Origin of the sequence: Aeromonas sp. D3 (assembly GCF_027705025.1) — a bacterium.
In the GTDB taxonomy this organism is placed as follows: Bacteria; Pseudomonadota; Gammaproteobacteria; order Enterobacterales; family Aeromonadaceae; genus Aeromonas; species Aeromonas salmonicida.
Genome location: NZ_JAPDBE010000060.1, coordinates 1 through 21,668, shown reverse-complemented (window position 1 = coordinate 21,668; position 21,668 = coordinate 1). Strand labels below are relative to the sequence as shown.

The 21,668-nt window shown below is 60.9% G+C and carries 17 protein-coding genes and 1 tRNA gene; 15 read left to right on the top strand and 3 right to left on the bottom strand.

What is annotated here, in order from left to right; genetic code table 11:
• Positions 1–77: 77 nt before the first annotated feature.
• From OKC28_RS21585 to OKC28_RS21530, 12 genes are all read left to right on the top strand, one after another.
• On the top strand, positions 78–566 hold the full coding sequence (locus tag OKC28_RS21585) for a hypothetical protein (protein WP_270691089.1): 489 nt from the start codon (positions 78–80) through the stop codon (positions 564–566).
• Between the two features lie 277 nt (positions 567–843).
• A tRNA-Asn gene (locus OKC28_RS21580) sits at positions 844–919 on the top strand.
• A 213-nt stretch (positions 920–1,132) separates the two neighbouring features.
• Positions 1,133–1,597, top strand: coding sequence for a hypothetical protein (locus OKC28_RS21575; protein ID WP_442865773.1), 465 nt, complete (start codon positions 1,133–1,135; stop codon positions 1,595–1,597).
• Between the two features lie 231 nt (positions 1,598–1,828).
• Positions 1,829–2,314, top strand: a complete 486-nt coding sequence (locus OKC28_RS21570) for a YqhA family protein (protein WP_059112254.1) — start codon at positions 1,829–1,831, stop codon at positions 2,312–2,314.
• A gap of 121 nt (positions 2,315–2,435) precedes the next feature.
• Entirely contained in the window at positions 2,436–2,885 is a 450-nt protein-coding gene (locus OKC28_RS21565) for a hypothetical protein (protein WP_099993701.1), read from the top strand.
• 4 nt (positions 2,886–2,889) lie between these two features.
• Positions 2,890–5,907, top strand: coding sequence for a YncE family protein (locus OKC28_RS21560; RefSeq protein ID WP_270691087.1), 3,018 nt, complete (start codon positions 2,890–2,892; stop codon positions 5,905–5,907).
• The gene (locus OKC28_RS21555) at positions 5,907–6,746 is read left to right on the top strand and encodes an FTR1 family iron permease (protein ID WP_265451839.1); all 840 of its coding nucleotides are present in this window, start codon (positions 5,907–5,909) and stop codon (positions 6,744–6,746) included. The genes OKC28_RS21560 and OKC28_RS21555 overlap by 1 nt, the downstream gene beginning before the upstream one ends.
• An 88-nt stretch (positions 6,747–6,834) precedes the next feature.
• Positions 6,835–8,259: an NAD(P)/FAD-dependent oxidoreductase gene (locus tag OKC28_RS21550; RefSeq protein WP_270691086.1), complete on the top strand. Its 1,425-nt coding sequence runs from the start codon at positions 6,835–6,837 to the stop codon at positions 8,257–8,259.
• A 155-nt stretch (positions 8,260–8,414) separates the two neighbouring features.
• Positions 8,415–8,975 (top strand): hypothetical protein, encoded by a 561-nt coding sequence (locus tag OKC28_RS21545; RefSeq protein ID WP_265461388.1) that lies wholly within the window; start codon positions 8,415–8,417, stop codon positions 8,973–8,975.
• Positions 8,976–9,081: 106 nt separating this feature from the next.
• Positions 9,082–10,356 carry a hypothetical protein gene (locus OKC28_RS21540; protein WP_265461521.1) on the top strand — a complete coding sequence of 425 codons (1,275 nt, stop codon included), beginning with the start codon at positions 9,082–9,084 and terminating at the stop codon, positions 10,354–10,356.
• A 96-nt stretch (positions 10,357–10,452) separates the two neighbouring features.
• Complete coding sequence (locus OKC28_RS21535) at positions 10,453–12,123, top strand: 6-pyruvoyl-tetrahydropterin synthase-related protein (protein ID WP_270691085.1); 1,671 nt, start codon at positions 10,453–10,455, stop codon at positions 12,121–12,123.
• 102 nt (positions 12,124–12,225) lie between these two features.
• The gene (locus OKC28_RS21530; RefSeq protein WP_017412350.1) at positions 12,226–13,428 is read left to right on the top strand and encodes a Bcr/CflA family multidrug efflux MFS transporter; all 1,203 of its coding nucleotides are present in this window, start codon (positions 12,226–12,228) and stop codon (positions 13,426–13,428) included.
• A 105-nt stretch (positions 13,429–13,533) separates the two neighbouring features.
• Here the strand turns inward: OKC28_RS21530 and nhaD are convergent, their stop codons facing one another.
• Positions 13,534–14,958 carry a sodium:proton antiporter NhaD gene (gene nhaD, locus OKC28_RS21525; protein ID WP_099993711.1) on the bottom strand — a complete coding sequence of 475 codons (1,425 nt, stop codon included), beginning with the start codon at positions 14,956–14,958 and terminating at the stop codon, positions 13,534–13,536.
• Between the two features lie 108 nt (positions 14,959–15,066).
• Positions 15,067–15,534: a DUF4357 domain-containing protein gene (locus tag OKC28_RS21520; protein WP_270691084.1), complete on the bottom strand. Its 468-nt coding sequence runs from the start codon at positions 15,532–15,534 to the stop codon at positions 15,067–15,069.
• 197 nt (positions 15,535–15,731) lie between these two features.
• Here OKC28_RS21520 and OKC28_RS21515 point away from each other — a divergent pair, with 197 nt between their 5' ends.
• Genes OKC28_RS21515 through OKC28_RS21505 form a run of 3 tightly spaced genes read left to right on the top strand, consistent with a single transcriptional unit; the run spans position 15,732 to position 19,948 of the window.
• Positions 15,732–16,412, top strand: coding sequence for an ABC transporter ATP-binding protein (locus tag OKC28_RS21515; RefSeq protein WP_270691083.1), 681 nt, complete (start codon positions 15,732–15,734; stop codon positions 16,410–16,412).
• Between the two features lie 27 nt (positions 16,413–16,439).
• Positions 16,440–18,884 (top strand): ABC transporter permease, encoded by a 2,445-nt coding sequence (locus tag OKC28_RS21510; RefSeq protein WP_270691082.1) that lies wholly within the window; start codon positions 16,440–16,442, stop codon positions 18,882–18,884.
• Entirely contained in the window at positions 18,881–19,948 is a 1,068-nt protein-coding gene (locus OKC28_RS21505) for a lipocalin-like domain-containing protein (protein WP_270691081.1), read from the top strand. The genes OKC28_RS21510 and OKC28_RS21505 overlap by 4 nt, the downstream gene beginning before the upstream one ends.
• A 194-nt stretch (positions 19,949–20,142) precedes the next feature.
• On the opposite strand, the gene OKC28_RS21500 is transcribed toward OKC28_RS21505, so the two are convergent.
• A complete protein-coding gene (locus OKC28_RS21500; RefSeq protein WP_333562749.1) occupies positions 20,143–21,090 on the bottom strand; it encodes a hypothetical protein in 948 nt (315 codons plus the stop codon).
• Between the last annotated feature and the right edge of the window lie 578 nt (positions 21,091–21,668).

The window sequence follows — 21,668 nt, the reverse complement described above, 5'->3', positions numbered from 1 at the left end:
ATCGGCTCAAACATGAAGAAATGAAATGACTGAGTCAGCCGAGAAGAATTTCCCCGCTTATTCGCACCTTCCCTAGGATGGCCGATTTTTCGCGTTGGCTTGCCGGCCTGGAAGCGGTGCTCAAGATACCTCATGGTCAACTGCAGAAGGCTTATCAGTACAATGTTGAACAGTCGACCATTGCTGGGGTGATTGACGACAGTCTGTTTGTGGCCCTGACGCATTTTGCCAAGCGATACCCAAAAGCGAGCCCGTGGAGTGGTACCCCCCATAACCTGCTCAGTGCTCTGGAATCCCAGACAGTTATCAGCCTTGGGAACGATATGCCCAAGTCGGCTGCGGCGATGTCCAGGAAGTTGCCTGCACTCATGGAGGCTCTCGCCAATAATGGTGTGTATTTAGAAAAGGGGAAAGCCAGCGAGCGATATTGCAAGGTCTGGTTCCAACCCCGAGGCGCTGAAAATGCCGACGATGCGACGAGCCTATCCGCCGCATCGGCAGAGCCCCCCCTCTCAGCTGAAGCAGACGAAGCAGACGAAGCAGACATAGAGACCCTGTTAGCATGACGCTGTAGTAACCAAGCCCCAACCATCGGTTGGGGCTTTTTACTTTATGGCACTCACGACATCCCAGCTCAGGTCCCTATCCGGATCACCTAGCAGTTCTTAGCGTGTACTCCCAAGTTCATCGGTACAGCAGTATCTATCTCTTCAAACAACAACTCTCCGGACGATTCCCGGTCAGGCTGGATGACAGATGGCTACAAAGTCTTGACGGACGCGACGGATCGGCGGTTGCCCCAATCCGTTGATAAATGAATAAAGTCCAGTAGGAGGAGCCAATTCCCTCGTAGTTCAGTCGGTAGAACGGCGGACTGTTAATCCGTATGTCACAGGTTCAAGTCCTGTCGAGGGAGCCAAATTTCAAAGCCCAGTCTCAGGACTGGGCTTTTTCATGTCTGCCACATCCTCCACTTACTCACCCTCTTTTCCTATCCATCACGGCTCGCCCCCCATTGCAAAGCTGGCTCTCGCCTCCCGATCAGGAGACGGACACAAGCAAGTAGCCCTTGGTCACGCGCAGTACTAAAGTGGACGAGGTGAATAACCTGACAACAGAAGCGAGCAATATGATGCACAAGACCATGATTACGGTGGCAGCACTGGCCCTGCTGATCCAGTCCCCTGCCCACGCCATCAGTGCCAAATACCGCCAGCAACTCGAAAACTCCGGCTGCACCCAGGCCTCCGAGTTGCAAGGGTGCGATATCACCAAGAGCAAGGCCGAAAATGCCAAGGCTGGTTTTGGCGAGGCAGCCACTCCCGCGAGCACGGAGGCCGCCGCAGACACCACACCCTATGCTGGACAATGGGTGGCCAAAAACAACGAAGGAGCCACAGTTGCCACCATCCGTATAAATGGCAAAGAGCAGGTTTGGGTCAATGGCAAACAGGTCAAGGCAAAGCGGGCTGACGGTGCACTGCTGTTCAAGCAGGGCACCATCACATTTACCATTCAGGGCGATCGCCGTCTGGAGGGGGAAGATGTCTGGATCGATAGTGACGCGGGCACCAAGGGCCCCATCAATGTCGAGTAATAACCGAGGTGCCTGCCCCGCAACCGGGCACCTGTTCTGCATTCTGACTGTATTGCATCAGTACCGAGCGTTTGCCATCTGTGAGAGTGGCATATCGACTGTCAGGGCTAGCCCCACCGATGCGACACCTTCTACCGAGCAAGCGGCCATGCAGGCTTTATCAGTAAAACATGCATTCGTCGCCTGACTCAGGCGATAATCAGCCCAATTTCACCCTACTCAGGAGTTCTCATGCGTCGATTCAACTTTATGCTCAATGGCAGCCGGTTGATGATGTTCCCGTTTTATGTGTGCATTCTGGTGTGCGTGGCGCTCTTGATGGTGAAGTTTGCCATGCAGCTCTATACGCTGTGCCGCGACATCATCGACATCCATTATCTTGACCTCATCACAGGGGTGCTGACTCTGGTGGACTTCGTACTGGTGGCGCAGATGCTGATCCTGGTGGCCATCTGCGGCTATGTGCAGTTTATTCAGACTCAGGAGCAGCGCGAGGCGCTCGGCAACAACTGGCTCAGCAAGATCAACTTCGCCTCCCTGAAGCTCATCGTCATCAACTCCCTGGTGACCATAGCCGGGATCGAGGTGCTCAAGGCCTTTCTGGACGATGGTACCGGCAATGAAGTGGAGATGAAGTGGTCAGTCATCGTCTTTTTGGCCTTCTCGGCGGCAGCGCTTATCTATGCAATCACAGAAAGGTTGGCGGACCACAAGTAGCCAGCCCTTGTTTTCATTCAGGATTGATTCATCAAGACCGGAATTGATAACTCTTTTCATTACCTTTACCCCATTGTAAACTTGCTCCCCCGGGCTGCACTGCCCGGGCGCTGGAGCACCTATGACAAGCCTTTCCCTCTCACCCCGACAGTTCTGGCAGTGGCTGGCCTATCACCATCAGGCCGCCGAGGGCACCCTCTATCTGATGTTCTTCTCCGGCCTGCTGCTGTGGGAGCCGCTGACCCCGATCTGGTCGCTGGCGCGCTGGAATCTGTTTCTCCATGTGATGCTTTCGCTCACCCTGTTTCCCCTGCTGTTTGGCGCCTTCTGGCTCTCTCATCGCAGCCTGTTGAACCGCAGCAACAAGCCCTTTTTGCGCACCACGGGGCGGATTATCGAAGCCCTGCTGCTGATCTGCCTGGCCAGCGGCCTGCTGCTGGTGCTGCATGGCACTCCGGGCGATGCCATGGGCAGCCTCGCCAGCTGGGCCCACTGGCTAAGCGCTTTGGCGTTAACTCCTCTGGTGCTGCGCCACGCCTGGCGCTGGACCATTCTGAAATGGCGCGCCTGATCCCATGTTGAAGTCATCTCTTTGTGCATGTTTGTCACCCTTGCTGGCCCTCCTCCTGCTGCTGGCCAGCCCCTTCGCGTTTTCCCAGCAGATGGGCGCCGGTATGCTCGCCTATGAAGAGGGAAGCACCCCGCGCCTCGTCACCGCCAACCAGAGCGCAGGTTCCGTCACCCTGCTTGAGCGCGATAGCGGCAAGCGAATGAAAGAGGTGCAACTGGGGGGCGATCTGCGCCAACTTGCCCGCGCAGACGACGGCACCCTGCTGGTCACCGACTACAGTGGCGATCGCCTGCTGCTGCTGGATGATGATCTCGACCTGGAAAGGGCGATCCCCACCGGCCATAGACCCTACGGCGTCATCTTCGATCCCAAGCGGCAGTGGTTCTGGGTCACGCTGTTCGAATCAGCTCGCCTGCAGGCCTACGACACAGCGGGCAAGCTGCAGCTGGATGTAGTCACTGCAGAGACACCCCGCGGGCTCGCTCTGACCGACGATGATCGCCTGCTGCTCACCCATGCCATGACGGGCCAGCTCGCCATCTATGATCTCGCCAAGCTTGGCAACAACGCCAAGGGCGCCACCCTGCTCAAAACCACCCTGCCAAAACCCAGACTCATCACCCTGGCAGAAACCCACAGCGACACCCCAAGCGACTCTCAGGGATTGCCGCGCCTGCTCGATGGCATCGCCCTCTCCCCCGATGGCAGCGAAGCCTGGTTGCCCCACGTGCTCTGGAGTTTCAGCCACCCCTTCCAGTTTCAGAGCACTGTCTTTCCGGCCGTCTCCATCATCGATCTCGATGAGGAGAAAGAGCGGGTCGACGAAAGAAAGCAGCTCTTTTTGCAGATCAATCTGCCAAGCGTCGGCAACCGCAGCCAGATCGTCTCCAACCCGTTCGCCGCGCGCTTCGCCGCCGATGGCAAGCGGGTTTATCTGACCCTGGCAGGCTCGGAAGACTTGCTGGTGTTTGACCTGTCGCGCAGCGGAAAATCCAACAGCAATCGCCACAGACGCAAGAAGTTTCAGGGGGGCGCCAAGGCGACCCAGCTGCTGCGCCACCTGCCGGGCCAGAATCCGCGGGACTTGTTTGTAGACGGCGACCACATTCTGGTGCACAACGCCATGGGGCAGGATCTCACCCGCCTCAATAGCGGCGGCAGCGGCCCCTTCGCTCGCGTGACTGTGGATGTGCCCCACTTCGCCAAGCTGGTGGAGACGGATCCCCGCCCCGAATCGCTCAAGCGCGGCGAGCGGCTGTTCCATCTTGGTAACACGTTGGGCAACAACGGCGCCAATGCACGCTTCCCCATGACGGGGGACAACTGGATGAGCTGCAACTCCTGCCATCTGGACGGGTTCAACTTCACCAATCGCCATCTGATGGCGGCCCACCGCCAGAAGAGCGGCGACAACGCCATCAACGGCCACGCCAACCTCACCAACATGGTGGCGGGGGATTTTGTCGGCGAATACCTGCGCATGACCCAGCAGACCCAGGGCGGCATGGGCCATGACACCCGCGATGGCGCCGAGGTGGTTGACCCCGCCCAGCCTCAGCCCGAGGTGAAAGCGATGATGGAAGATCTGCACGCCTTCGTCACCGCCGATGGCAACCTCCCCTATCTCGCCAACTGGCTGCGGCTCGATGCCCCGCGCACGGATCCCGCCAAGGCGCCGACCACTCACCCGAAGGAGTGGCTCAACTCCGCCTCCTGCCAGAACTGCCACAGCCAAGCGTTCAAGGATTGGAGTGAGAGCAACCACAGACTGATGGGCAACTCCCACCCCTACTACAAGGTGGTGCAGGCGCTGGCCCGCGAAACCGAAGGCGAGGCCTTCGGCCAGTGGTGTCAGGGCTGCCATATGCCCCAGCAGGTGATGACAGGCCAGATGGATCTGCCCAAGGGCTCCCATATGTTCGAGCAGGGCGGCGCATCGCTGATTGCCGCCCACAAGGCTGGCGAACCCGTGGTGGAGGAAGGGACCGGCTGCGTGCTCTGCCATCGCATCACCAAAGTCGAAGACGCGGGCGGCAACAGCGCCTTTACCGTGAATTTGAAAGACCGCGAGAGCTATGTGTTCGAGGATGCCCCTGGGGGGAGCCTCAAGCACTGGCTGGCTGAGCGGCAGATCAACGCCCGTCCGGCGGCACACAAAGCCTCCTATCAGAAGGATTTCTACCGCGACGCGGCCCTGTGCAAGTCGTGCCACAACGAGTTTGCCCCGGGCACCGGCGCCAATATCGTCAACACCTGGGACGAGTGGGAAAAATCCAGCTTCGCAAACGCGGAGGATCCCGCCAAGCTGCGCACCTGCATCGACTGCCACATGAACCCGGAGCCAGGCAATGGCGGCACGCCGGTCGCGGGTCAATCCACCGAAAACGGCACCATGAAGGCACGGCTCTATCGCCACAACTTTACCGGCGCCCAGCATCAGCTTGTGGGGCTGCGCAACCACGACCTTGAACAGGAGAGCCTGGCCCTGCTGCGCTCCAGTGCTACCCTCTCCGCCCGGATCGAACAGGCTGCCGATAGTCAGCAACTGGTGGTAAGGGTCGCCAATACCGGCGCGGGCCACGCTCTGCCCACCGGGGTGGCCGATTTTCGTGAACTCTGGCTGGAGCTGACCGTCACCGACACCAGCGGCAAGGTGGTGCTTGCCAGCGGCCAGCCGGTGGATGGCGCTGTCCCAGAAGATGCGCGACTGTTCAGAAAAGTATTCGGCGATGCCGAGGGCAAGCCGGTGGGGCTCAAGTTCTGGCTCTACGCCAAACTGCTGGAAGATACCCGCATTCCGGCCGATGGCTGGCGGGATGAAGTCTGGCCGCTGCCAGCGGATGCCCAGGGGCCCTTCAAGGCAGATATCAAACTCAATTTCCGCACCTACCCCAAGTGGGTCAATGATGCGGTGCGCGCCGCCGAGCCGAGCTTGCCGGAGCCACCCATAGTGCTACTCAATCAGCTGCAACTGACCTTGCAGCCTCTCCCCGTCACGCCCGCTACGGAGCCTCAATCCTGATGTTTGCAAGTTTTCTCATTACCCTGCGCGAGGGGCTGGAAGCCTTCCTGCTGGTCGGCATCTGCCTCTCCTACCTCGCCAAGCTGGGGGCGAGCCGCTACAACAAGTTCATCTATCTGGGGGTGGGGCTTGGCCTTGTCGCCTCCCTTGTCGTCGCCTTCCTGTTCCAGGTGGTGGTGAGCCAGTTCGAGAGTGAGCGTTACAACCACCTGCTGATGGCGGGGATCCTGATCTTTGCCACCCTTGTGCTCACCTATATGGCGATCTGGATGCAAAAGCAGGCCAAATCCCAGGTGGGGGCCATGACGGCGCGCATCGATGCCGCCATCGATGGCGGCAACCTGTTTGGGCTGGTGCTGCTCGCCTTCCTGGCGGTAATGCGCGAAGGGTTTGAAACCGTGCTCTTCTTCTCCGCCTTGCTCTACTCCGGGCAAGGGGTGGATCTGCAATCCGGTCTGACAGGCGCACTGGCGGGACTGCTGGTGTCGGTAGCATTGGTGTGGGGACTGCTGAGCTCCACCCGCAAGGTGGCGCTGGCCCCCTTCTTCCGCTGGACAGGGCTGCTCATCATCATCATAGCCGCAGGCCTGTTGTCGTCAGCCGTCAATATGTTGCAGGCGGCAGACATCATCACCTTCTGGACCACGCCGGTATTCAACATCAGCCACATTCTCGACGATCAGGGGGTATTTGGTACCTTCCTGCGCGCCCTGTTTGGCTACAATGCCTCACCCGCTGGCTTGCAGCTGCTGACCTGGGCCCTCTATCTGGCGATCTTCGTCACCCTCTGGCAGCGCAGCTATCGTCCAAAGGTAAGCGCCGCGCCCGCCAAGGGATAAAAGAGTGTCGCCACTCTCGGCAACAACATATTCAGGGGGCGGCGCATTGACGTCGCCCCTGCTCAATCAAGCAGTTTCGGAAAACGTCATGAGCGATCACAACAAGAAGAACATTGCGGTGCTGGGCGCCGGCCCCGCCGGTTTGATGGCCGCCTGGCGCCTGCGCCGCGCCGGTTATGCAGTCACCCTGTTCGAGCAGGAGCCGGTCGTCGGCGGCATGTGCGCCACCCAGACCTTCAAGGGGCGCGATGGGGAGTATCGCTTCGACTACGGCGGTCACCGCTTTATCACCAAGAACCCCGAGCTGCTCGCCTTTATCGACGAGCTGATGGGTGACGATCTGCTCCACGCCGAGCGCAAGAGCGTCATCCGTTTCGGCGGGCGTACCTATGACTACCCCCTCAATCTGACCAACCTGATCAAGACAGCCCCGCTGCCGCTGATGGCCGGTGCGGTGAAAGACTTGCTGCTGTTGCCTTTTGCCAAGAAGCCGGACGATTTCGCCAAGGCGAGCTTTGCCGAGTGGATCCAGAGCCACTTCGGCCGCACCCTCTACCGCCAGTTCTTCGAGGGCTACACGGCTAAGCTGTGGGGCATCAACCCGGACAAGCTCTCCGCCGACTGGGCCGGTCAGCGCATCAGCCTGATTGATCTCAAAGACGTGGCGCGCCGCCTGCTGCCAAGACGCAACGGCAACCTCTCGGTGCGCACCTATGCCCGCAAATACCGCTACCCCAAATATGGCTTCGGCCAGATCTTCGCGACCCTGGGGGAACGGCTGGTGGCTGAGGGGGTTGAGCTCAAAACCGGCACCACCATCACTCGCCTTGAGCAGGCTGATGGCCGCATCGAGCGGGTTTATTGGTCACAAGATAACGTTGAGCAGAGCGCCGCCTTTGATCAGGTGATCTCCACCCTGCCGCTGCCACTCACCTGCCAGCATCTGGGCTTACCGTGCGATCTCCACTACCGGTCGCTTCGCTTCGTCAACATGCCGCTCAAACAGGAGAACCTGTCGGACAACACCTGGCAGTACCTCTCCGACCCCCATATTCTGGCCACCCGCCTGCAGGAGCCGCGCCGCCGCAGCCCCTTTATGGCGCCCCAGGGCCAGACCTCGGTGATGCTGGAGATCCCCTGCAATCCGGGGGATGCCACCTGGCAGGCGCCGCTCGCCGACTTGCGCGGTCGGGTTACCGCCGATCTCGCAAGCCTCGGCGTCGATACCGCCAAACTTGGCGATGAGACCTTCGAAGCCCGCAGCGAATACGCCTATCCGCTGATGGATCTTGGCTATCAGGCACGTCGCGACGCGGCCATTCAGGCGCTGATGCCGATTGGCAACCTCATCATGACCGGCCGTCAGGGGACATTCCGCTACATCTTCACCGACACCGCCATGGAGATGGGGATGATGGCCGCCGACATGGTGATCGACGGGGTGGACAGGCGCCACGCCATCTTCAACCATCGTAATGAAAATACCGTGATTGAAACCCAGAGCGTGGCATGAGAACGATGGCAGGTGCTTAACCGGCAAACAGCGCCGCAGCACCTTCAACCACCGCAATGAAAACACCGCAATGAAAACACCGTGATCGAAACCCAGAGCCTGGCCTGAGTGCCGCGCCATTGGCATAACCTCTTGGCATAAGTAAGGAGAACAGGATGAACATCCGCCCGGGTTTACTTGCCCTCACCCTGCTGCTGACCCTCAGCGAACAAGCACAGGCTTATTCCTACGCCGCAGCAGGCAAGGAGCCGCTGATCGACGCCCGTGAGGCGCTGCTCGGCGCCGCCACTGACGGCAAGGATGCCAGCGCCACCTTGAGCGAGATTGCCGACGAGCTGCTCTATCTGGAACAGCACCACAAGGTCGAACTGCAAGCGCCGCTGGCCGCCGCCATCAAGGGGAAAGATGCTGCCGCCACCGCTGCCCTGCTCAATCGCGCCTACAAGGCGGAGATCGAGCGCCGCCTCGAAGGGGCCAGCCAGAATCTCGGCGATTACCAGACCGCCAAGGTGCTGGTGGTCAAGAGCAAGCGCTTCCTCGATTTGATCCTCCCCTCCCTCAGTGAAGGGGATCGCAAGGCGGCCGAACAGGCGCTGGCCAAGGTGCTGGACGCCATCGGCAACCCGGGGGTATTCGGGGTGGGCGCCAAGCCCGCCGACGCCGCCGCCTTTAGCGATGCAGAAAAAGCGCTGATGGTCGTACTGGCGCCGCTTTGATGGCCTCTCATTAATGACGACGGCCCCCCTCATCCCCGGCCCTTCTCCCGCAAGGGGAGAAGGGGGGCTTCGCCACGGCCGATTACGCTTCGCTAATCGACCCTACTTGCTGATCCTGCTGCAACTGGCCTGGCTCGGCTGGCTGCTGGCCTTCCCGGTGGCGCTCGATTCCGACGATGCCCTCAATTTCGCCCACGGGGTGATGCGCTTTAGCGTGCTGGAGTTCTCCCCCCACTTTCCGGGCTACCCCGCTTTTATCTGGCTGGCGCGGCTGATCAACCTGTTGGTGGACGATCCGGCCCGCGCTGTGCAGTGGGCCAGCCTCTTTGGCACAGCACTGCTGGCGCCGCTTGCCGCTTGGCTTGCTGTCAGCATGTGGCAACGTCCAAGCCTGCTCGCCCCCGTCTGGCTGCTGGTATTGGCCCTGCCGCTCACCCCGACGCTGGCGCTGTCCGGCCTCTCGGACGGGCCCGCGCTCGCCGCATGGCTCGGGGCACTCTTGGCCTTGCAGCATCGAAAGATAGCGCTGGCGGGCCTGCTGCTGGGTCTCCTGCTGGCCCTGCGCCCCTCCTATTTCGTGCTGGCCCTGCTGCCCCTGTGGCTCGGGATGGAGCAGAAGGGAACGCGCGTCAGGTTTGTGCTCCCCATCGCACTGGTGGGGCTCACCAGCCTGCTCTTTGTCTGGCAGGCCGATGGCTGGGCCTATTTCAGCGAGGGGCGGCGCTTTACCGACGGCCACTTTACCCTGTGGGGCAACACGGCGGCGGCCCACGGCGATCGGCTGCTGAGCTGGGCGCACACCTTCAACGATCAGCTCACCCCGCTCTGGCCACTGGCTGTCGGAGCCTTGCTGGTGCTACCGCGCTGGCCAAGTTCAAAAGGTCAAGCCACCGCCCCCTCCCCGCTCTGGACGCTCTACTGGCTCGCCCTGCTGATCTGGACACTGTTTGGCCAGAATCCCGACAATCCCCGCCATCTGGCCCCCATCACCCTGCTCGGCATAGTTCTGCTGGCAGGCTGGCTGCCGCGCCGTGGCGAGGGGCTGGTCGCGGTGGCCGGATTGCTGCTGCTCGCGGCGACCTTCACCCTGCCCCGTCCACCCGCCATGGTGCAGGCGGCCAGGGTGGCAGAGAAAGCGTGTCCGGCGCTGGTGACTCAGTGGGGAGTACGTCTGCTGCGAGAGACCACTGCTCTGGCCGTCACCGATGGCTGGTATCGGGGGGATGCACGACTCGCACTGGCACAGGGAGCCTGCCGTCTCAGCCGACGACCCATCGCCACCGGTGACATGCCGGCACCAAACCAGCAGCAATGGTTTTCACCTCGCTTTCATGCTGAGCCAGGTATCTGGCTCGGGATACCCGCCTACTTTTACCCTTAGTTGGCAGTGCAACGCACTTTGGCGACCATTTGACTAGCGGCTCTGGCGCCCCGGTCGGCTACACTCACTGCGCATCCGTGACAAGTGAGTCTATCCATGAAGAGATCAAGCGAGTGGTTTCTCATCCCCCTGGCACTGATACTGGCCAGCGGAGCCTTGCTATTGCCACTCTGGTTACAGGGGGGAAGCCAGGGGCATGACCTGTTTCATCATCTGCTTTCCGGCCACTATTTTGCACAGCAACTGTGGCAGGGGGAGATCTATCCACGCTGGTTGATGGCCATGAATGGCGGCTTTGGCAGCCCCACCTTCTTCTTTTATCCCCCCTTGCCCTACTATGTCAGCGCCCTGTTTGCCGGCCCCCAGGCTCCCCTTCATCACGCCATTACGCCCCTGCTCTGGAGCGCCAGTCTGGCCTTGCTGCTATCCGGCCTCTTTGCCTATCTCTGGCTGCGCAGTTTTGCCTCCCCCTTGCGGGCCCTGGCCGCCACCCTGCTCTATCTCGCCTTGCCTTATCATCTGGGCATGGATCTCTATGCCCGCTTTGCCCTGGCCGAATTCTGGGCTTTCGTCTGGGCTCCCCTGATCTTGCTGGGACAAGATCTCGCCAACCAGCGCAGTCGCAAGGGACTCCCCTTGCTGACTCTGGCGCTGGCATTGCTGGCGTTTTCTCACCTTCCCAGCCTGCTGTTGATGATGGGGCTGATCACACTGCGCGCCCTGCTGCAAGCCTGGCGATCCCGCATCCTGTTTCCGATCCAGCTAGTGGCAATGGCCCAAGTGCTGGGGCTGGTCATGGCCGCTATCCTGCTGCTGCCCGCCCTGCTGGATCAAGGCGCCATCTCCATGGAGTTGATGCGGGGCGGCATGTTTGACTTCAGACGCAACTTTCTCGACCGTTTGCCCTCTGGCTGGGGGGACTGGCGCTTTCGCGGCCACATGGCCTGGCAAAGCATGCTGACCATGGGGCTGCTGCTGGTCGCCTGGGCGGCGACCCGGGAGCCACGTCATCCCGAATTATTGATGTGGGGGATCATAGGGACAGTCTCCTTTCTCATGATGCTGCCCCTGAGCGAGCCCATCTGGCATCTGCTGCCACCGTTGCAACGGGTGCAATTTCCCTGGCGGTGCAACCTGATCCTGGCCCTGGCCACTGTGGCCGTAGTGGCGCTGGGCACCCCTGTCGACCGATCCTGGCAATGGGTCTGGTGGGGCCTGCTGCTGGTCACGCTCGTCTCCAGCCTTGCCTATGTGGCTTACTCCCCTCTCACCCAGGCACCGCGCAAGGACATGATTGAGAGCGAATTCGACAGCAAGCGCAGTGCCCGGGAGTACAGGCCCAGTCAGGTGCCCATCAGCCTGTTCACACCGACCTTGCTCGCCTGGAAAGGGGAGTTTCAACCCCCCGTCACCACAGAGCAGCCGGGGGCTGCGTGGAAGATCATTCGCTGGCAGCCCAGATGGCTGGAGCTGGACGTGAAGGCGCAGCAGCCCACCAAGCTCATACTGCACCAATATGACTACCCCGGCTGGCAGGCCAGACTGGATGATTCGCTGACACTCGAGGTCAGTGCAAACCGGCAGGGGCTGCTGCAGGTCTGGATACCGGCGGGTCAGCACACCCTCACTCTCAAGCTGGCGGCACGCTGGCCAGAGCTTTGGGGGATTGGGATCTCCCTGTTCGGCTGGCTCTGCTGGCTGATGCTCGCCTGCCTGGGGGCCAAAAAACCCAAAAAGCGTGTGACCCGGACACGGGTGATAGCGTGACGGGGGGCGGGCTTGGGCATAGTCCTGCCCAAGTCCGCCAAAACTGATAGACTCACCCCTGTTACCTTATTTCACGCGAACTTGCTCACGATCGGACATCCTATGCCCCAACCCTTACCCCTCTCTCCCCGCTTTCTGTTTATCCTGCTTGGCGCCCTGGCGGGCCTGACCCCGCTGGCGGTCGACATGTACCTGCCCGCCATTCCGGCCATCGCCCGGGATCTGGCCACCAGCATAGACGGGGCCCAGCTCACCATCAGTGCCTTCCTCGGTGGCTTTGCCATCGGCCAGCTGTTTTACGGCCCGCTGGCAGACAGCTATGGCCGCAAACCGGTCATCCTGGCGGGGCTCACCATGTTTGCCATCGCGTCTGTGGGCTGCGCCATGGCAGACTCCCTGCCCGAACTGCTGGCTTATCGGATGCTGCAAGCGGCAGGCGGGGCGGCGGGCTCGGTGGTGGTCAATGCACTGCTGCGAGATCTGTTTGAAAAGGATGCATTTTCCCGCGCCATGTCGTTCGTCATCCTGGTGATGACACTGGCACCGCTGGTCGCCCCCGTGATCGGCGGCTACATCAGCGCCCACAGCGACTGGCGGGTGATCTTCTGGCTGCTGGTGGGGATCAGCCTGCTGGTCTGCGTGGTGATGCAGTGGAAAATTCAGGAGACCTTGAAGCCTGAGCACAGACAACCGCTCAAGCTGGGCCAGATCCTGAAAAACTACTGGAGTGTGCTCTCCCATCGCGGGGCCATGGGTTATGTGCTGTGCGGATCCCTGTCGAGTTCCGGCATGTTTGCCTTTATCAGCGCATCCCCTTACGTCTACATCGAATATTTCAAGGTACCGACCGAGCACTACGGCTGGTTGTTCGGCCTCAATATTCTGCTGATGATGCTGGTCACCTTCGTCAACAGCCGGTTGGTGAAGGGGGTGGGCGCCGAGCGCATGCTGCAATACGGGCTGCTGATGCTGCCCTGTGCCGGCGCCCTGCTCATCTACAACGCCTGGAGCCAGACAGGCGGCCTGTGGGGCATCGTCATCCCTGTGGTGCTGTTCGTCGGTCACATCAGTCTGGTGGGAGCCAACGCCATGACGGGCCTGATGGGGCACTTTCCCCAATCGGCGGGCACGGCCTCCGCGCTGGCCGGCACCCTGCGTTTTGGCATCGGCGCCGTGGTCGGCATTCTGGTCAACCTAGACCCACCGCAATCCCCACTGCCCATGGCCATCGCCATCGCCGGCTGTGGTTTTGGCTCTGCCATCAGTTACTGGCTGCTGACCGGCAAGCGCTCTGCGGTGGCCTGATGATCTGCACCTCACCCTGATCCTGAAAAAGCCCTGTCTGCATGACAGGGCTTTTTTGCATCAAGGGTCAGCCTGGGGGCCTGGGGTCAGGCCTGGCTGCGTATATCAGAACAGGGCGCTATTGAGCCAGAGGTGCGCACCTATGCTCACCAGATAGCCGAGCAGGATGGCCGGTAACCACTTGAGATGGCTAAAGAAGGTATACATGCCGTGGGCCTGCCCCATCAGGGCGACCCCGGCCGCAGAGCCGATGGAGAGCAGGCTGCCCCCCACACCGGCGGTCAGAGTCACCAGCAACCACTGCCCCTGCACCATGTCAGGATCCATCGACAGCACGGCAAACATCACAGGAATGTTGTCGACAATGGCTGACAGGATACCGATAAAGATGTTCGCCATCGTCGGGTTGCCACCGTCATACAGCAAGTGTGACACCAGCTCCAGATAGCCCATGAACCCCAGCCCCCCCACGCACATGACGACGCCATAGAAGAACAGCAGTGTGTCCCACTCCGCCTTGGCCACCTTGTTGAAGACATCGAATGGCACTATGGAGCCAAGGCTGCGCAGCCGTTCATGATCCCCGGTGCGCTCATAGAGTGCCCGCTTGCGCGCCAGGGAGAGCGGCAGTGACTTGCGCAGATAGAAGCCGAAAAATTGCAGGTATCCCAGACCCAGCATCATGCCGAGAACAGGGGGCAGATGGAGGAAACTGTGGCAGAGCACAGCCGTGGTGATGGTCAGCAGAAACAGCAGCACTATGCGGCGGGCTCCCCGTTTCAGCTCCACCGCTTCACTGGCCGCCTCAGGCACATGGCGAGGCACCATCAGACTCATCAGCAGGGCGGGCACCAGAAAATTGAGCAGGGACGGAATGAACAGGGCAAAGAACTGGCTAAATTGCACCTTGCCAGCCTGCCACACCATCAGGGTGGTGATGTCGCCAAAGGGGCTGAAGGCGCCGCCGGCATTGGCCGCAATCACGATATTGATGCAGGCAAGATTGATGAAGCGTCGATCCCCGTTGGCAACTTTCAGCACAACGGCGCACATCAAAAGCGCTGTGGTAAGGTTGTCGGCCACCGGCGAGATGCAAAATGCCAGCCCCCCCGTCAACCAGAACAGGGTTCGCAACTGAAAGCCGGACCGGATCAGCCAGGCCCTGAGCGCATCGAACAGATTTCTGTCTTCCATGGCGTTGATGTAGGTCATCGCCACCAGCAGAAACAGCATCAGCTCGGCATATTCGAGCAGGGTATGGCGAAATGCCTGTTCTGCGGCCGGGCTCATGCCATTTTGCGCGTAGGCAATGCCGATCAGGATCCAGATCACGCCGGCAGCCACCAGCACGGGTTTTGACTTGCGCAGTTGCAGATACTCTTCGGCCATCACCAGCGCATAGGCCAATACGAACAGGCCCACGCAAAACAGGCCGATAGTGGAAAGGGTTAACGGGATCGGGCCGCTACTGGCCTGGGCAGGAGAGATGAACAGGGACAGCAATACGGCAAAGCGGGTTAGCACAGACATGGGCCTCTTCCTTATAGAACCATCTGGCTGGGATGCTAGCACCTGGATGAAAACAAAAGTTCATCCAGGTCAATGAATTATCAATTAATGCATGTCGAGGCAAAAGGGTTATTTCTTGCCAAAGCCCGACAGCTTGAGGGTGTAGCCAGCGCTGTTTTGCCAGGCATCCAGGCCACTGCGGTTGTTGCCCGCCACCAGACTGGCGGCCAGGCTCGGGCTGTTGAACAGCTGATCGGCGGTGAACACAAACCCCCCTTCACTGCGAGGGGTGAGGATCCCCTTGCCCAGCAGCTCCTGGCGCAGTTCGATCACGGCTTCACGCAGGGAGGCTGCATCCTCGCCATTGGCGGTGGATCCCGACAGCACCATGAAGCCGGGATTTTGCCGCTTGCCCACAGGATAACCGTGAGCCTCGGCACCCTTGCCGTTGAAGTGGTATAGCTCGCGCTCCCCGGGCTTGTTGTCGGAGAGCGCCTTTTGAAGGGTCATCAGCTCGTTATAAATCTCGATGGGGACGACGGCAGCCTGCTTGTTGCCCTTGCTATCGATGATAAAACTGACTTGCTTGTGTAACATCCTTGCTCATCCTGTGACCCATGGAAGCTCCTATTCTAACCACCTCTGGCAAGCGGGATCCAGCGAGGATCCTCACCTCTTTTGCTGGGGTGATCACTAACTGGCGCTCTTGATCAGTTGCAAGGCGTGTTGATCATTCCCGGCCGTGGTAGCGTAGATGGCATGATGAAAGCCATTGACCATCAAGCGGTTATCCCATGCTGACCCTGCGCAACCTCTGCAAGAGCTTTGATAACGGCAGCGAACGCCTGCCGCTGTTCCACAGTCTGGACCTCACGCTGACCGCTGGCGAGACAAGCTTGCTGCTGGGGCAGAGCGGCTGTGGCAAGTCGACCCTGCTCAACCTGATAGCAGGCCTGCTCCCCCCGGATGAGGGGGAGATCTGGCTGGGGGAAACCCGGCTCGACACCCAATCCCCGGATGAACGGGCCCGCCAGCGCGGCCGGCATTTTGGCATCGTCTATCAGGATTTCAATTTGCTGCCGACCCTGACAGTGGAGGAGAACCTCTGCCTGCCCCTGTCGATCAACGGCCTGCCACGCCATGAGACAGAGATTGACGATTTGCTGAAAAGGCTCGATCTCGTCCACAAGCGCCACGCCTGGCCGGAGCAACTTTCCGGCGGCCAGCGCCAGCGGGTGGCCCTGGCCCGCGCCCTCATTCACAAGCCCAGCTGGCTCTTGGCCGACGAACCCACGGGGAGTCTCGATGAGCACAACGCCGAACAGGTGATGGCACTGATGATGGAAGCGGTGCGTGAAACCGGCGCGGGTCTGTTGCTGGTGAGCCACAACCCCGCCTATGGCGCCCTGGCAGACAGAGTGCTTCGCCTCGAAGGGGGCCAGCTGATTGAGCTCAAGGGGGCGCACCATGAGTGAGGCCAGCCGTGACCGCGAGGCCGCCTTATGCTGCCGCTGAAGGCGCTGCTGCGCCTCTATCGCTGGCATCCCTGGCTGCTGCTGATGAGTCTGACCGGGCTCATGCTGGGGGTCTCGCTGGTGGTGGCCATTGACCTGCTCAACCACAGCGCCAGCACCAACTTCGTCGCCGCCCGCACCCAGCTGGCGGGGGATGCCAACTATCGACTGGCCCCGAGCGGTGGCCTGGATGAGCAGCTTTACGTCAAACTGGTGCGCAGCCAACCAAGCCTCAATGCCATGCCGCAGCTGCACGCCTGGCTCAAAGATGAGCAGGGTCGCAGCGTCCAGTTGCTGGGGATGGATCTCTTTAATACCGGCCCCCTGAGCCAGCTGTTTACCAGCGCGCGTAAAGAAGAAGCCCCCTCTTTTTCCCTGAACCAGGCAGACAGCGTCTGGCTGGCAACGCCTGAGGCCAAACGGCTAGGCTGGCTGCCGGGCCAGTCCCGCACCTTTGTGCTGGGCGGCGGTGGCGAGGGTGATCGCCCGCTGATCCTGACGCTCGCGGGCACCTTCGAGCCCGGCGCCGTGCCCATGGAGCGGCTGCTGGTGACCGACATAGGTCTGGCCCAACACATGCTGGGCAAGGCGGGAAGGCTGGATCGCATCGTCTTCAAGCTAAGTGACGCCGAGGCCCGCGCCCTGCAAGCGACCCTGCAAGCCTATCTCCCCAATCAGCCGCTCTGGCTCGAGCCCATCAGCCCGGCGCTCGATGCCAGCCAGCTCGGCGATGCGCTGGCGCTCAACCTCACCGCCCTCTCTCTGCTCGCCATGGCGGTGGGACTGTTTCTGGTGTTCAACGCCCAGCGTTTTGTACAGAGCGTGCGTCGCCCCCAGCTGGCCCAGCTGATCATTCTGGGGCTGCCGCCTCGCCGGGTCCTGCACTGGCTGGTACTGGAGCTGCTCCTTCTCGCCACTCTGGGCACCCTGCTCGGACTGCTGCTCGGCAGCCTCCTGGCCCTCACCCTCATGGGACAACTGACCCAGGCGCTGGCCGACCTTTATGGCCCCAATCCCATCGACCTGCTGCGCCTCTCCCCCATCAGCCTGTTCAAGGCGTTGCTGATTGGCCTTGGCGGAACGCTTGCCGCCAACCTGCCCGGCTGGTGGCAACTGCTGCGCCAGTCCCCCCTTGCGCTTCGCGAGGGCAACAGCCGCCCAGCCACCCATCCGTGGCGTCGGCGCCGGCTCGCCATCGCCATACTGCTGCTGTGCGCCCTTTGCCTCGCCCTGCCCCGGACAGGGCTGCCGGGTGCCCTGTTTATCGCCGGTGGCTGGCTGCTGGCCATGGCGCTCTGGCTGCCGGATGCCCTGCGCTGGGTGCTGGGTCAGTTGCGCCAGCGCATGGGTCGCCAGCACGGGCGCAGCAGCCTGACCGCCCAACTGGCGGTGGCTGAGGCCCAATATCATCTGGATCGCACCGCCATCGCCGTCATGGCACTGCAACTGGCCATCGCCGCAGCCATCGGCATAGGCGTCATGGTATCGAGCTTTCGCTCGAGCGTGGAGATCTGGCTGAACCAGCGTCTGGCCGCCGATCTCTATGTCACCGCCCCCAAGGGCGCGGCGGGCAGCAGGGGCATACTGAACCAGGTCACACTGGATGCCATTCTCGCCAACCCCGCCGTGGCTCAAGCCTCGCGGCGTTCTGTGCAGCCCGCCCGCAGGCAGGGGCAGCCCATCGAGTGGGCACAGATGGATTTTATCCCGCCCCTCAAGGCGGCCTATCCCCTGCTGGCCGGTCGCTGGCCCGCGACCCCAGACGAGGTGCTGGCAAGCGAGCCGCTGACGGTGCGGCTCGGAGTCAGGGTGGGCCAGACGCTCAGCATCACCAGCGAACAGGGCCCAAGGCAGCTCACCGTCACCGGCGTCTATCAGGATTACGGCAGCGACAAGGGGCAAGTTCTGCACGCCTTCGAAGATGGCCCAGTGCAATCCCTTGCCCTCTTTAGCAAAACACCGGAGCAACTGGCCGACAGCCTGCGCACCCGTTTTGGCGAGAGGGTCAATCTGCTGGCGGCCCCTGCCATTCACGCCGCTGCCCTCAAGGTGTTCGACCAGACCTTTGTGGTGACCGAGTTGCTTAAACTGCTGATCCTGGGCATCGCCTTCGTCGGCATCGGCTCGGCCTTCATGGTGCTGGGGCTGGCAAGGCGCAGCGAGTTGCAGACCTTGCAGAGTCTGGGATTGAGCCCGCGTCATTGTCGCCGCCTGCTGGTGTGGCAAGGTGCGGGCCTGGGGCTGCTCACGGCGCTGCTGGCGCTGCCGGTAGGCTATGGGCTGGCCTGGGTGCTGATCGAGGTGGTCAACCCCCGCGCCTTTGGCTGGCGTCTCGCCTTCGAGGCCGCCCCCTTGCATGCCGTCACGGCCCTGTTGCTGGCCCCTGTGTGCGCGGCGCTCGCATCCTGGTTTGCCGCAAGGAAACTGGTATGAAAAAACGCAATGCCTGGCTACTGCTGCTCACCTGCACCCTGTATGGCGGGGCGGCCTGGGCCAACGATCTGGGCACCATACTCGGTGGCCGCAGCGATCAGTTCAAAAAGGCCCTGCCGGGCCAGCCCATCACGCTGCCCGCCGATCACGCTGCACACCCCGACTACCGCTCCGAGTGGTGGTATCTCACCGGCAACCTCAAGGATGAGCAGGGGCGCGAATATGGCATGCAGTGGACCCTGTTTCGCCAGGGCATTGAACAGCAGATAAAAACGAACAACCCCTGGCTCACCCCCCAGCTCTGGCTGGCCCAGTTCGCCATCACTGACCTCGGCAAAGGCAGCCACCAACAGGATGAGCGCACCAGCCGTCAGGGCCCCGGGCTCGCGGGTGCCAGCGGCGGCGAGTACTGGCTCAGGGAATGGGTGCTTGCCTCACAGGGGAAGGCATTGTTTCCAGCCACCCTCAAGGTGCAGAGCAAGATTGGCGAGCTGAACCTCAAGGTCGATGCCGCCAAGCCGGTGGTCTTGCAGGGCAAGCAGGGTTACAGCGAGAAGAGCCCGGGCAACGCCTCGTTTTACTACTCCTACCCACGCTTGACGCTCACCGGCACTTTGACCCTCGATGGCGAGGCGCGCAAGGTCACGGGTCAGGGCTGGTTTGATCACGAGTGGAGCAGCTCGGTATTGGCCGACTGGCAGTCAGGCTGGGACTGGTTCTCGCTGCAATTAAGCGATGGCCGCGAGCTGATGCTGTTTCGCCTGCGCACCAAGGCGGGCCGCGCCAATCCCGAAAACCGTTACGGCATCCTGATCGAGCGCGATGGCAGCAGTCGGGTGCTCTCCCCCGAATCCATCGTCCTCACCCCGGGCAAAACCTGGCGCGGCCCCAAGGGGCAAGACTACCCCGTCCAGTGGCAGCTTAAGGCCGGAGATCTAAAGCTCCGCATTAAGGCGCGCCAGCCCAATCAGGCCATGACAGGCCGCTTTGACTACTGGGAGGGGGCCGTGACGATATCAGGGGATGCAAAGGGGCTGGGGTATCTGGAGATGACGGGGTATTGAGCGCAATGGCTGCGAATGCTCACAGCCAATCCCCCATACGGTTGCACATAACAGCCCAGGTCCTCACCGACACAGGCTTTCATTCCAGCAAAAAGACCCCGGCATGGCCGGGGTAAACACGGGGTGGAACATAAAACACTTTGGTCATCACCTCGGCTGCGCTATGCGTCAGCCAAGGCGGCTTCTACAGTGACTCAGGGCTGTTTGTCCGCCATCAGCACCAGACCGTTTTGCTCGGGGAAACCAACCACCAATGCAGTCTGCTTGGTATTGGGGATGGTGAACGCGGCGGCATAGGCTAGAGCCCCGTCCCTGGCGTTGGCCAGGCTCAGCACCCACTTGTTCTCAATCGGCGTGAAATCGCTCAAGGCCTTGAAGCGGCACTTGCCAAAGCCGCTCACGGTCAGCTTGCTCAGGCCATTGTGCTGATCGGCCTTGCCCTTGCCGGTCAGGGTGCAACCGGCGCTGGGGAATTCCATCTCCACCGTCAGGGAGCCGCTGTTGTTGGTGCTCTTGATCTGGCCCACCATGGCGTCGGCGAAGCCCTCATCGTCTGCAACTGACCAGCTGTCGCTGCTGATCGCCCGGGTGGCCAGCTTGCTGACGGCGACGTGGCCGCTCCAGGATGGGTAGAGAGTCGTGCTCTGATCCGGCTCCCGGAACTGGGTGCCGGTACGGGTAAAGTCAAAGGTCCAGCGCTTGACCTCTTTGCCATTCACGTCAATCACCGACTGATCACGGAAGGTAATGAGGTTGTGGTCATTGCTCTGGCTATCGACCTTGTTGCCACGCTCGGAGGTACGCTCCAGCAAGACGGGGTATATTCCATCCTTGTTCTCTTTCTGAGCCGCCTTGCCGCTCCACTGGCTGTTGGTCGCCACCTTGCTCGCATCCTTATCGACCCAGACACCCCAACGCTGCTCGCGATCCGCCTTGGGATAGATGAGTGCCATCCCTTCCAGCCCCTTGATCATCTTGAACGACGCCTTGTCATTATCGCGGCTCAACAGGCTGGCTTCGTAAAGACCCGCATCAGGCAGTGGCAGCGGCGCGCGCTTGGCAATACTGTTGGCGGCTTTCTCGCTGTCGCAGGCAGACAGGGCGGCGGTGCAGGCAATGGCCAGCATGGCTTTGTGGTGCATTCTCATTGACGCTTGTTCCTTGCAATTGCTTTGTTATGTGAGGTGCATTCAATCGCCGCTGAATTTACTGGAAGGAAGGTTCGTCGGTCGAATGGAGATCTGTAACCAGCTGTTACAAGGCATTGAAGGGAAAGGGAGTTCATCAGGCTTGGTTGACCGGACGGAGCGACAGGAGGGAAAGTCCTGCCCCCCCTCCCCCCGCTTATTTTCACGTTCCCGCGTCAAAATCTGACCGCCATCAAGATTTCATTCAAAACCCACGGATTGGCTGTGTTTTTACTCAACAAGAGCGGTCAGCGTTTGATAGGCTACTCATCCGGCCCTCATAGTCCCAAAGGCAGCCAGGGAGCAGCTACGGTTCAGCCCTCTTCAATTCACTTAAAAGCAGCATTCTGGGAGCTGTAACCCCGTGCGGTAGCCATCATATTTCATCAATATAAAGCTGAGTTGAGCCAATATCCTCCTGATTTTTGATAGAACAATAACTATAAATTAATTATCTAGGGAAGGTGCGAATAAGCGGGGAAATTCTTCTCGGCTGACTCAGTCATTTCATTTCTTCATGTTTGAGCCGTTTT

Coding starts and splice junctions, on each gene's coding strand:
- OKC28_RS21500 (WP_333562749.1), bottom strand. CDS start 21,090: ATGCACCACAAAGCCATGCTGGCCATTGCCTGCACCGCCGCCCTGTCT.
- OKC28_RS21545 (WP_265461388.1), top strand. CDS start 8,415: ATGAACATCCGCCCGGGTTTACTTGCCCTCACCCTGCTGCTGACCCTC.
- OKC28_RS21585 (WP_270691089.1), top strand. CDS start 78: ATGGCCGATTTTTCGCGTTGGCTTGCCGGCCTGGAAGCGGTGCTCAAG.
- nhaD (WP_099993711.1), bottom strand. CDS start 14,958: ATGTCTGTGCTAACCCGCTTTGCCGTATTGCTGTCCCTGTTCATCTCT.
- OKC28_RS21560 (WP_270691087.1), top strand. CDS start 2,890: ATGTTGAAGTCATCTCTTTGTGCATGTTTGTCACCCTTGCTGGCCCTC.
- OKC28_RS21575 (WP_442865773.1), top strand. CDS start 1,133: ATGCACAAGACCATGATTACGGTGGCAGCACTGGCCCTGCTGATCCAG.
- OKC28_RS21565 (WP_099993701.1), top strand. CDS start 2,436: ATGACAAGCCTTTCCCTCTCACCCCGACAGTTCTGGCAGTGGCTGGCC.
- OKC28_RS21550 (WP_270691086.1), top strand. CDS start 6,835: ATGAGCGATCACAACAAGAAGAACATTGCGGTGCTGGGCGCCGGCCCC.
- OKC28_RS21555 (WP_265451839.1), top strand. CDS start 5,907: ATGTTTGCAAGTTTTCTCATTACCCTGCGCGAGGGGCTGGAAGCCTTC.
- OKC28_RS21515 (WP_270691083.1), top strand. CDS start 15,732: ATGCTGACCCTGCGCAACCTCTGCAAGAGCTTTGATAACGGCAGCGAA.
- OKC28_RS21535 (WP_270691085.1), top strand. CDS start 10,453: ATGAAGAGATCAAGCGAGTGGTTTCTCATCCCCCTGGCACTGATACTG.
- OKC28_RS21505 (WP_270691081.1), top strand. CDS start 18,881: ATGAAAAAACGCAATGCCTGGCTACTGCTGCTCACCTGCACCCTGTAT.
- OKC28_RS21530 (WP_017412350.1), top strand. CDS start 12,226: ATGCCCCAACCCTTACCCCTCTCTCCCCGCTTTCTGTTTATCCTGCTT.
- OKC28_RS21520 (WP_270691084.1), bottom strand. CDS start 15,534: ATGTTACACAAGCAAGTCAGTTTTATCATCGATAGCAAGGGCAACAAG.
- OKC28_RS21570 (WP_059112254.1), top strand. CDS start 1,829: ATGCGTCGATTCAACTTTATGCTCAATGGCAGCCGGTTGATGATGTTC.
- OKC28_RS21510 (WP_270691082.1), top strand. CDS start 16,440: ATGCTGCCGCTGAAGGCGCTGCTGCGCCTCTATCGCTGGCATCCCTGG.